Origin of the sequence: Acidithiobacillus sp. (assembly GCF_027322205.1) — a bacterium.
Classification (GTDB): domain Bacteria; phylum Pseudomonadota; class Gammaproteobacteria; order Acidithiobacillales; family Acidithiobacillaceae; genus Acidithiobacillus.
On record NZ_DAHVHY010000086.1, the window covers coordinates 1 to 7,577 of the forward strand.

The 7,577-nt window shown below is 59.8% G+C and carries 6 protein-coding genes; all 6 read left to right on the forward strand.

Translation table 11 applies throughout. From position 1 onward, the window contains the following. A partial coding sequence (lysA, locus tag M7F93_RS10505) for a diaminopimelate decarboxylase (RefSeq protein ID WP_298173082.1) occupies positions 1–1,127 on the forward strand: 1,127 nt, incomplete at its 5' end. Between the two features lie 128 nt (positions 1,128–1,255). Further along, positions 1,256–1,807, forward strand: coding sequence for a YbhB/YbcL family Raf kinase inhibitor-like protein (locus M7F93_RS10510; protein ID WP_298173084.1), 552 nt, complete (start codon positions 1,256–1,258; stop codon positions 1,805–1,807). 52 nt (positions 1,808–1,859) lie between these two features. Next, positions 1,860–3,479, forward strand: a complete 1,620-nt coding sequence (gene pgi, locus M7F93_RS10515) for a glucose-6-phosphate isomerase (RefSeq protein WP_298173087.1) — start codon at positions 1,860–1,862, stop codon at positions 3,477–3,479. 147 nt (positions 3,480–3,626) lie between these two features. Beyond that, positions 3,627–4,796, forward strand: coding sequence for a D-alanyl-D-alanine carboxypeptidase family protein (locus tag M7F93_RS10520; protein WP_298173090.1), 1,170 nt, complete (start codon positions 3,627–3,629; stop codon positions 4,794–4,796). Beyond that, positions 4,774–7,311, forward strand: coding sequence for a penicillin-binding protein 1A (locus M7F93_RS10525; protein ID WP_463670974.1), 2,538 nt, complete (start codon positions 4,774–4,776; stop codon positions 7,309–7,311). Before M7F93_RS10520 ends, M7F93_RS10525 begins: the two co-directional genes overlap by 23 nt. 39 nt (positions 7,312–7,350) lie before the next feature. Beyond that, positions 7,351–7,485, forward strand: coding sequence for a hypothetical protein (locus tag M7F93_RS10530; protein WP_298173092.1), 135 nt, complete (start codon positions 7,351–7,353; stop codon positions 7,483–7,485). Positions 7,486–7,577 lie beyond the last annotated feature (92 nt).

Genomic DNA, 7,577 nt, shown 5'->3' on the forward strand with positions numbered 1-7,577 from the left:
GCTATCACTCCTTCAGCGCTGCCCTCGGTGACAATACCCAGGTCTGTTATGCGGTCAAGGCCAACAGCAATCTCCGCATCCTGCGGATTTTTGCGGAGATGGGCGCGGGCTTCGATATTGTCTCTGGCGGTGAGCTGGAGCGGGTGCTGCGTGCGGGTGGCGATGTCGGCAAGATCGTTTTTTCCGGTGTCGGCAAGTCCAGCGTCGAAATCCGCGCTGCCCTCAACGCCGCTATCTTCTGCCTCAATGTCGAGTCCGCCGCCGAACTCTGGCGCATTGCGGACATTGCTGCCGACATGGGCAAACGTGCGCCCGTCGCTCTGCGGGTCAACCCCGACGTGGACCCCGGCACCCATCGCTACATCGCCACGGGGCTGAAAGAGAGCAAGTTCGGCATCCCCATGGATCAGGCCCGCCACCTCTACCTGCAAGCCGCGCAGCACCCGGCGCTGGAGCTGAAAGGTATTGCCTGCCATATCGGCTCCCAGTTGCTGGACCTGACGCCCCTGGGTGAGGCCGCAGTGCGGGTGCGCGCGCTGTATGACGAACTGGCGACCCATGGGATTGCCCTCCAGCATCTGGATCTGGGCGGCGGTGTGGGCATTCGCTACCACGACGAAATCCCGCCCAGCCCCGCGGACTACGCCTGGACACTGGATCAGGCTTTGCAAGGCGTAGCGGCACGGCGGGTAGTGGAATTGGGCCGTGCGCTGGTGGGCAATGCCGGCGTGCTGCTGACCAAGGTGGAATACCTCAAGGACAACGGCAGCAAGCAGTTCTGCGTGGTGGATGCGGCCATGAATGACCTGTTGCGCCCCGCACTTTATGGAGCCTGGCATGACATCCTGCCCCTGCACCAAAGCGCCGAAACAGGACAAGCTATGGATGTCGTCGGCCCGGTCTGTGAAAGTGGTGACTTTCTCGCCAAGGACCGCCCGGTAGCGGCCAAGGCCGGTGACCTGCTCGCCGTCATGAGCGCCGGGGCCTACGGCTTCGCCATGAGCAGCAACTACAACAGCCGCCCCCGTCCTCCCGAGGTGCTCATTAGCGGCCACCAGCACCGCCTCATCCGCCGCCGCGAGACCCTCGACGATCAGTGGGCGTTGGAGGAAAACCTGGGTCGCTAAACCTCCAATCATCTACTACCCTTAGTCTAGGAGTTCGGGTATTTCGGTATTTCCTGCAGGCTTGGCCAGAGCGGCGGAGACGATCGCAGTGCTCGGCCAACTGTCTGCACACCAATGAGGAGACCACCATGGCAGAGATGAAAGTATTCAGTACCGGCATCGATCCTAATGATTGGATTCCCAGACGTTTTACCCAACCCGGCGCTGGGCGTACCCCGCCGATCTTCTGGCAACATTTACCATCCAATACCAAAAGCTTGGTCCTGCTGATGGAACACCGCGAGGCAGAGCCGGGCCGCAAGGTTCAGTGGCTGATCTATGACCTGCCACCCGCTGCCGAAGGTATCCACGAAGGTGGTCCGCTGCCCGACGGTACCAAACTGGGGCGCAACGATTTTGGGACCATGGCATACCGCCCGCCGGAGGCCGTCGCCAGCCACCAGCTCCAACACTACGACTTCATCCTGATGGCGACCGACCTGCCCACCCTCGGGCTTGCCGAAGGTGCCCACTGGGAGTCGGTGAAAGGACGGCTTCGCAAGGTGGGTCACGACAGCGACCAATTCGGACCGCCCCCCGCTGCCGACCCCCGTGCCCGTGAATTTCATCCCCTCGGTCATGTTCTCGACCACGCGGAGTTTTCCGGGCATTTCGCGCTGGATACGGACAAACAGGTCTGAACAGAACTGTCGCTCTTTCGCGTCTACCCCGCTCTATGCAAGGAGTTTTTCCGTGTCCGCACCCCTGAACACCTCATCTGCCTGGCAGGATTTACAGCAGCATCGGCAAGGCTGGGAGGAGGTGACCTTGCGTCAACTCTTTCATGACGATCCGCAGCGCGCTCAGCACTTCTCCGCCGAGGCTTGTGGTTTGTATCTGGATTATTCCAAACACCTCATTAACCGGGAGACCCTGCGTTTGCTGATGGCCCTGGCGCGGGCGCGGCACCTGGAAGAGCGCCGCACGGCCATGTTCGCGGGCGAACGGATCAACCACACGGAGGGGCGGGCGGCTTTCCATGCGGCCCTGCGCGCGCCCAAAGGCCGTGTCATGCGTACGGCGGGGGTGGATGTGGTGCCGGAAGTCCATAAGGTGCTGGAACACATGGCCGCTTTCACCCGATCCATTCATGAGGGCGCCTGGCGAGGAGCGACCGGCCAGCCTATTCGCAAGATCATCAATATCGGCATCGGCGGCTCCTACCTGGGGCCGGAGATGGCCTGGAAGGCCCTGCGCGCCTACCGTCACCCCGGCATGGAACTGCGTTTTGTCGCCAACGTGGATGGCGCGACCTTTACCGACGTTACGGCAAATCTGGACCCCGCCGAGACCTTGTTCATCGTCTCTTCCAAAACCTTCACCACCCTGGAGACCACGACCAATGCCCAGGAAGCACGCCATTGGATTACCTCGGTCTTGGGCGAGGCGGCAGTGGCCAGGCATTTTGTCGCGGTCTCTACCAACACTGAAGCGGTCAAGGCCTTCGGGATGGACACCGAGCACATGTTCGGCTTCTGGGACTGGGTTGGGGGTCGGTATTCCATGGATTCGGCCATCGGTCTGTCTATCATGCTGGGTGTGGGGGTTGAGCATTTCACCGCCTTGCTGGCGGGTTTTTATGCGATGGATACCCACTTTCAGACGGCGCCCCTGGAGCAGAACCTGCCGGTGCTCATGGGTCTGCTGGCGCTCTGGTATAACAATTTCTGGGATGCGCAGACCCAGGCCATACTGCCCTATGCCCATGATCTGGCGCGATTCCCGGCTTATCTCCAGCAATTGCAGATGGAAAGCAATGGCAAGAGCGTGGATGAAGACGGTCATCCTGTTGCCGTCGATACGGGCGCTATTATCTGGGGCGAGCCCGGTACCGATGGGCAGCATTCGTTCTATCAGTTGATTCATCAGGGGACACGCCTGATTCCCTGTGATTTTATCGGCTTTTGTCAACCGCTCAGTCCGTTGGCAAAGCAGCATGAGTTGCTGATGGCTAACCTCATCGCGCAGGCCGAGGCGCTGGCTTTTGGCAAGACGGCGGAGGAATTGCGTGCTGAGGGCGTTGCCGAAGCGCAGGTGCCTTTCCGCGTTTTTTCCGGCAATCGACCGAGTAGCGTGTTACTGGCTGATGCGCTTACGCCGCCCACTCTGGGGGCTCTGGTGGCACTTTATGAGCACAGCGTTTTTACCCAGGGCATTATCTGGGGCATCGACTCATTCGATCAATGGGGCGTGGAACTGGGCAAGGTGTTGGCGCAGCGGATTGTGGCGGATATGCGGGGTACGGCCAGTCATCCCCACGATGCCTCGACGATGGCTTTACTGCAGCGTTATTTGCAACGTCGAGGGGCTTGATCTCTGACTGCTCATGCTGTGCTGGTGCGGTATTTCGCTGCCGCACTCTCCGGCGGATGGGTAAAGATAATGTCAACTGGGAACTTTTCTCTGCTGACAGATTTCCAATGTGGTATTATTAGCCGGATTAAAGAGCCGCCGAAAACGATGAAATCGCCCAAAGTTCTGGCCCTTGTGGTCTTGATTGCATGGGGGAGTGCCGATGCGGCCACCCCGAATTTATCCTCATTACCGACCCTGCCCCCGCCGCCACCCATGCCGGCACCGCAACTGACGGGCATACAAGGTGCTGTTCTCCTGGACGTCAACAGCGGCCAAGTGCTCATGGCGGAGCATGCCGAAAAACCCCTCAATCCCTCCGGGCTGGTCAAATTGATGACCGCCTACGTCCTGTATCAGGCGGAAAAACAGGGGCTGGTGCAGCCGCAGGCCAATATCCGAGTTTCGGACTCAGCCTGGCATGCGCAGGGTTCACGGATGTTTATCCAGCCCGGTATGCCGGTGACCATGGCTCAACTGGAAAGCGGCCTGCTCATTGAGGGGGGTAATGATGCCGCCATCGCCATCGCCCAGACGGTAGCGGGCAGCGTCAGCGGTTTTGTGGACCTGATGAATCGTGATGCCGGGGCTATGGGCTTGCAACGCACCCACTTTACCAACCCCGATGGTTTGCCCCAGCCCGGTCAGACGAGTACGGCACTGGATATTGCGCGGCTCTCGGAGTATTTGATCCGGGCGCATCCTGAGGTGTTGCAGTTGGCCGGAAAAACCGCGTACACCTACAACCATATCACCCAGTACAACTACAACCCCCTCGCTGGTCGGGCGGACATCAACGGCCTGGGTGTCGGTCTGGCGGCGAAAGACAGCTGGAATCTGGATGCCAGCGCGACCCATGACGGCCGCACCCTGGTGGCGGTCGTCATGGGTGCCTCCTCGCGCAGTGCGGCAGGTAGCGATGCCAGTGCGCTGCTCCATTATGGCTGGGATGGCTGGCAGGATGTTCCCCTGTATACGGCCGGACAGGTGGTGGCGCAAATCCATCATGGAGACTGGAGCCCGGCAGCCGTGCAGGGGGTGACCACCAGCGCGGTGATCGTGTCGGAGCCCAAACAGCAACAAGGCACCAAACTGAATACGCAGTTTATTCCTGCCGCCGGTCTTAAGGCGCCCATTCGCGCCGGTGCATCCATTGGTACCCTGTCTGTTAGCTGGCATGGCCATCTCCTGCAGACCGTGCCGGTGGTTGCCAAAACCGCAGTGCAGCCTGCGGGATGGTTCACCCGTCTGCTCCATGAGGGGGAATCATGGCTCTGAGGCCCGTGCTTTTGCGGATCAGGGGCTGACTTTGGTGGCGCGCGGGACGCGTACCCGGCGGCGGCGCTGGGTTTTCTGGACATTTATCATCATGGTACTGCTCTGCATCAATGTCGCTGTCGGGGTGGGCATCTGGACCTGGCGCATCTGGCGGGAACTGCCACCGGTGGTGCAACTGGAGAACTGGCACCCGCAAGAACCGCTGCGCATTTATGCCGACAATGGTCGTCTGCTGCAAGTGGCGGGTCCGCAGTTGCGCTATGCGTTGCCGCTCAAACAGGTGCCAAAAACCCTGCAGGATGCCTTTATTGCCGCAGAAAACTCCAAGTTTTACAGTCATAATCCCATCTATTACCCGGTCAGTTTTCCCGGCATTATCCGCGCAGCTTTTGTCGATCTGGTGCATATGGCACCGGTGCAGGGGGCGAGTACTATCACCGAGCAGGTGGCGCGCAACTTTTACCTGACTCCGAAGAAAACCATTACCCGCAAAGTCGCCGAAATTCTCCTCGCCTACAAACTGGCTGCGCGTCTGAACCGCCCGCAAATTCTGGACCTCTACCTGAACAAGATCTACCTGGGCGAGGGGGCTTACGGTGTACAGGCGGCAGCCGAGACGTATTACGGTAAAACAGTGGATCAGCTTACCCTGGGGGAGATGGCGACGCTGGCCGGATTACCCGCCGCGCCTTCGTACTTTAATCCCATCGCCTCACCGCAATCCGCCAGAACTCGGCGGAACTATGTGTTGCGGCGCATGATGCATCTGGGTTATGTCAGCAGGTCGCAGGAGCAGGCCGCGCTTGCTGAGCCGGTCAGCGCCCACTACCATGCGCTGGCCAGCAATATAGCGCCCTACGCGACGGAATGGATCCGCAACTGGTTGCAGAAGCATTTTGGCGCGGACTTTACCTACCGCACTGGCCTGCGAGTCTACACCAGCATTGATCCGGCGGATCAGCGGGCCGCAGATGCCGATATGGCCGTTGGTCTGGAAAACTACAGTATGGGCCTCGATAGTATGGATCCTAAGGCTTGGCACGGCCCCCTTGCCCAATTGCAGGGCAGCGCCCTGCAGGCAGCCTTGCAGGGCCAACGCCCCGGTCAGTTGCCGAATCACAATCCCGCCAACCTGCACTGGGGGGTGGTACTGAAGGCGGGTGTTCGCTCGGCAACCGTGTCTTTCGAGGGGCGCCATCTTGTCCATCTTACCCTGCGTGATGTCGCCTGGGCGCGCTCGGAGCTCCGGGGTAATCTACCGACGGCAGTGAATCAGGTGCTGCAGCCCGGCGATTTGATCTGGCTGCGGCGCTATGTGGTGGCGGCTACCGCCGGGACCGGCAACTCGGTCTGGGGTACGAAGGTCTGGCACGATATACCCCATGGCGGCTGGCAGCTCACTCAGGTTCCCCGCGTGCAGGGTGCGCTGGTCTCCCTGGCGAGTCGTTCGGGGGCGATTCTTGCCCTGTCCGGAGGTTTCAGCTATGAATCCAGTCACTTTGATCGCGCGCTCTATGCCTATCGGCAACCCGGCTCCGGCTTCAAGCCCTTCGTTTATTCGTCGGCTATTGATGCGCCGACCTATCTGGCCAGCGGCAAGACACATTATCTGACGCCGGTATCCCTCGTCGCCGACACGCCGCTGGTGATCCACCTCAGTAACGGCCAGGTGTATGCGCCGACCAACTACAGTCGCACCTTCTCCAACACGCCCTTCCCGGTCTGGGAAGATCTGGCCGATTCCCATAATGTGCCGAGCGTACGCCTACTGATGCAGGTGGGTATTCCTTACGCCAAGCGTTATGTGGAGCGTTTTGGGATTCCGGCCAAGCAGATCCCTGCCTCGCCCTCCATGGTGCTGGGCTCTGGCGACATTACGCCATTGCAGATCGCGCGGGGCTATTCGGTGTTTTCCAGCGGCGGTTTTTTGCCCCATCCCTATCTGATCCGCAAGATTGTGACGGCGCACGGTACGGAGGTGTCGCTGATGGATTGTCCGCTGGGGTACCGGCCACCCCCACAGCATACGGTGATACCGCCAGGGGTGGCCTTCCTGATGACACGGATGATGGAACGGGTCATCCGGGTGGGTACCGGTGTGGCGGCGCAGATTCTGCATCGCCATGACCTGGCCGGGAAAACAGGCACGACTAATCATGAGGATAACGCCTGGTTCAATGGATTTAATCCCAATATCACCACCTCGGTCTGGGTCGGGTATGACGATAATCGCACGATGGGGAGTTGGGCCGCCGGGGCTCGCCAGGCTTTGCCTATCTGGATTCGCTACATGCACACGGCGTTAAAGGCTGAGCCTGATGTTGGTTTTTTTCAGCCACCGGATGTGGTGACCGCACGTTATAATCCGGATACCGGGACCTTGGCGCCGGGGCGTGATCCGGGACATAAATATCCCGTCGGTTATTTCCTGGCGGGCTATTTACCGCCCAAATCAGAGCCTGCAGTGAGTACCAGGATACAGAGCTTCATCCATGCGCTGATGCATATTTTTTAGGAGAATGATTATGATCTGGCTGCCACAGGCGGGACGTGTATGAAACAATGGCTGGTCCTTATTATTATCGCCCTCTGCTTTTGGGGCGCCTTTGAAGTAGCCCATGGCTGGCTGCTTCATCATCCGGATCAGCCCGATGCGCGGCCGCTGAAGGTGGTTCCGCAAAACACCTAGTTGTCGTTTGCCTATGCGGGGGTGATCGTTGCGGAGCCGTACAGTAAGCGGGTGATGAGGATTATCCCTTGTATCTCCCAAATCAAGAGGAT